At 30.5% G+C, this 3407-nt stretch carries 3 protein-coding genes; all 3 read right to left on the bottom strand.

Annotated features, from left to right (window positions below):
- Nucleotides 1-394: 394 nt before the first annotated feature.
- Entirely contained in the window at nucleotides 395-1228 is an 834-nt protein-coding gene (gene rfbD, locus KPL51_RS22785; RefSeq protein ID WP_216166680.1) for a dTDP-4-dehydrorhamnose reductase, read from the bottom strand.
- Between the two features lie 13 nt (nucleotides 1229-1241).
- Nucleotides 1242-2270 carry a dTDP-glucose 4,6-dehydratase gene (rfbB, locus tag KPL51_RS22780; RefSeq protein ID WP_216166678.1) on the bottom strand — a complete coding sequence of 343 codons (1029 nt, stop codon included), beginning with the start codon at nucleotides 2268-2270 and terminating at the stop codon, nucleotides 1242-1244.
- Nucleotides 2271-2354: 84 nt separating this feature from the next.
- A complete protein-coding gene (gene rfbA / locus KPL51_RS22775) occupies nucleotides 2355-3254 on the bottom strand; it encodes a glucose-1-phosphate thymidylyltransferase RfbA (RefSeq protein ID WP_216166676.1) in 900 nt (299 codons plus the stop codon).
- Nucleotides 3255-3407: the final 153 nt, after the last annotated feature.

Raw genomic sequence — 3407 nt, 5'->3', positions numbered from 1 at the left:
AAAGAATGTACTTAGAGAATAACTCTAGGTCGGTAGCTTAGTTTAATATAAATAATTACTAAATTTACCATTGTTCGTGTTTCTTAATGGTATTTTTGTTGTGCATTAAAATTAATAACTATTTTTTTGAATTTATAGTTGAATTTAATTAGCTGGTCTAGCAGTATAATTTGTACAAACTGCTAATATATTTTATTCCAATAAAAATAGAATGCTACTATAAATAAAACAAATATCATTATTAAAATAAAAAGACAAAGGAATTTAACATAAAAGAAATAAGTATTTATTGCATTGAGACAATATTGTAATAATTTAACAAAAAATGAGCAGTATATAAGGAACCCTGCTCAAATACTAAATAAAATAGTTAGGCAAAAGCCAATAGAAAAGGCTATTTAAGATAATCATCTAGTGCTACTTGCCAATTTCTTGTTATATCACTACCAGTAAGTTCTAACATATAATTTCTAAGCACTGAAAACTTCGGCCTTTTAGCTTCTCTTGCAAACTCTTCAGTAGAACAGGGTAACACTTTTGTATTAATACCTTTAAGTCTAAATATCTCCTTAGTTAATTCGTACCATGTGCATTCTCCTTTACACGTACAATGAAAAAGACCATAATTTTTATATTTTACTAGTTCTATTATAACTCTAGCCACATCCACAGTACTGGTAGGGGTTCCCATTTGATCATTTACTACCTTAATTTCAGCATTAGTTTTGCTTAAATTTATCATAGTCCGTGTAAAGTTATTACCATCTCCATAAAGCCAGGCTGTTCTCAATATATAGTGTTTAGGGTTGTGTCTAGTAACTAGTATTTCACCTTGCAACTTAGTTTTACCATATATGGTTTGTGGATTTACAAAATCGAATTCTGTAAGTTGTTTATGCTCAGTACCTGCAAAAACATAATCTGTTGAAATATGAACAATTTCTGCTCCAATTTCATTTGCTGCCATTGCTAAATTTTTCGGACCTAGGGTATTTACCTTATATGCTAAATCTACTTCTGTTTCACATTTATCTACATCAGTAAATGCGGCACAATTTATTATTATATCTGGTTTGCAGATATTTATAAAACAATATACATCTTCTACTATTGTTATGTCTAATTGTGCCATATCTGTAAGTGTTAAATCTATATTACTATCCTTTTTGTACTGTTTTGTGAGTTCTCTGCCAAGTTGCCCATTTGCTCCAGTAATTAATATTTTCATGATGTACACTCCTTTATTTTAAATACTCACTGGAGGCTATATTACTCAGCCACTCTTTATTTTGTAAATACCATTCAATTGTTTTCTCTATTCCTATATCAAAGGTAGTTTCTGGATACCATCCTAATTCTTCTGTAATTTTCTTTGGGTCTATACCATATCGCTTGTCATGGCCTTTTCTATCTACTACATAAGTAATTAGCTCTTCGGTAACCTCTTTATCCTTGTTTATATTTATATAATTTATAATTTTCTTAACTATTTGTATGTTGCTTCTTTCATTGTGTCCACCGATATTATAAATTTCCCCGAATTTACCATTTCTAATAACTATATCTATAGCCCTGCAGTGGTCTTCAACAAAAAGCCAGTCTCTTATATTCATCCCACGCCCATATATGGGTAAATCCTCATGATTTAAACAGTTACTAATTAATAGAGGTATTAATTTTTCTGGGAATTGGTATGCTCCATAATTATTTGAACATCTCGTTATATTAATCGGCATATTGTAGGTATCAAAGTATGCTCTTACCATTAAATCAGCGGAAGCTTTACTTGAGGAATATGGGCTATGGGGGTCTAGAGGGGTCGTTTCAGTAAAATATCCTGTAGCTCCAAGAGAGCCGTAAACCTCATCTGTAGATATTTGTAAGAACTTCTTTTTCTGTTTAAAACCATCACTTGTTAACCATGAATTTTTAGCAGCATTTAGAAGGGTAACTGTGCCGAGCACATTAGTTTTAACAAAGGGTTCAGCATCTTTTATACTTCTGTCCACATGGGTTTCTGCTGCGAAGTTTACAACGTAGTCGATGTCATTTTCAGAAAATATATCATTTATTAATTTTTTATCGCATATGTCTCCCCGAACAAAAGTATAATCTGTATTGTTTTCTAATCTTTTCAAGTTATCTAAATTACCTGCATAAGTTAATTTATCTAAATTTATTATTTTTATATCTGAGTATTTATTAAACATATAGTAAATAAAATTCGAGCCTATAAACCCAGCTCCTCCAGTTACTAAATAAGTTTTCATCTATATATCTCCTCCTCTACATTAAATTGATATTTCTGTTTCTATGAAATTAAACTTACCCATATAGATTCTCCATTAATTACTTTAAAGTGGCAATATATATGACATTGTTTCAATGTTAGTATAAGCAATATTAATTAAATATTTACCATATTCTGTTTTTATTAGTGGTTCAGCTATTTTCAAGAGTTGCTCTCTATCTATAAAGCCATTAATATATGCTATTTCCTCTATACAAGCTATATATAAGCCTTGCCTTGTTTGAACAGCTTCCACAAAATTTGCTGCGTCGAGTAGTCCTCTATGAGTTCCTGTATCAAGCCAGGCCATGCCTCTACCAAGTAACTCTACTTTTAAATTACCTCTATTTAAATATTCATTATTTACTGCTGTAATTTCTATTTCACCTCTAGCAGAGGGTTGAATGCTTTTAGCGATGCTTATTACGTTATTGTCATAAAAATACAGACCAGAAATAGCATAATTTGATTTTGGGTATTCTGGTTTTTCTTCAATGGATAATATATTATTGGCTTCATCAAATTCGATTACTCCAAATTCTTTTGGATTACTTACATGGTATCCAAAAATAGTTGCCCCTTCTTTTCTGTTTGCAGCAATTTTAAGTCTCTGGGTAAAGCCATAGCCATGAAATATGTTATCTCCAAGGATTAAAGCTACACTATCACTTCCTATAAATTCTTCACCTACTATAAACGCATCGGCTATCCCTCTAGGATAGGGCTGAATGGCATACTGTAAATTAATACCTAAAAAACTGCCATCGGAGAGTAATTCCTTAAAAGAAGTAATATCTCTAGGAGTTGAAATAATTAATATTTCTTTTATACCAGCAAGCATTAATACTGATAACGGATAATATATCATAGGTTTATCATATATAGGTAATATTTGTTTTGAGATTGATTTAGTTATTTGGTATAGACGTGTGCCAGATCCTCCTGCTAAAATGATTCCTTTCATAGTTTGCCTCCTGAGAAAATTTAAAGTATTAGTATATAACTATGAAAATAATAGTATATTAGTTACAACTTATACTCCGCACAATATATTATAAAATCCCTATATTTAATTTTAGGGTATTTTTTACTTGTATTTTCAACAATACTACAAACT

Origin of the sequence: Clostridium bowmanii (genome assembly GCF_018861315.1) — a bacterium.
In the GTDB taxonomy this organism is placed as follows: Bacteria; Bacillota; Clostridia; order Clostridiales; family Clostridiaceae; genus Clostridium_AD; species Clostridium_AD bowmanii.
The sequence above is the reverse complement of the archived record's forward strand: the minus strand, read 5'-3'. Positions and strand labels throughout refer to the sequence as shown.

Coding starts and splice junctions, on each gene's coding strand:
- rfbD (WP_216166680.1), bottom strand. CDS start 1,228: ATGAAAATATTAATTACTGGAGCAAATGGGCAACTTGGCAGAGAACTC.
- rfbA (WP_216166676.1), bottom strand. CDS start 3,254: ATGAAAGGAATCATTTTAGCAGGAGGATCTGGCACACGTCTATACCAA.
- rfbB (WP_216166678.1), bottom strand. CDS start 2,270: ATGAAAACTTATTTAGTAACTGGAGGAGCTGGGTTTATAGGCTCGAAT.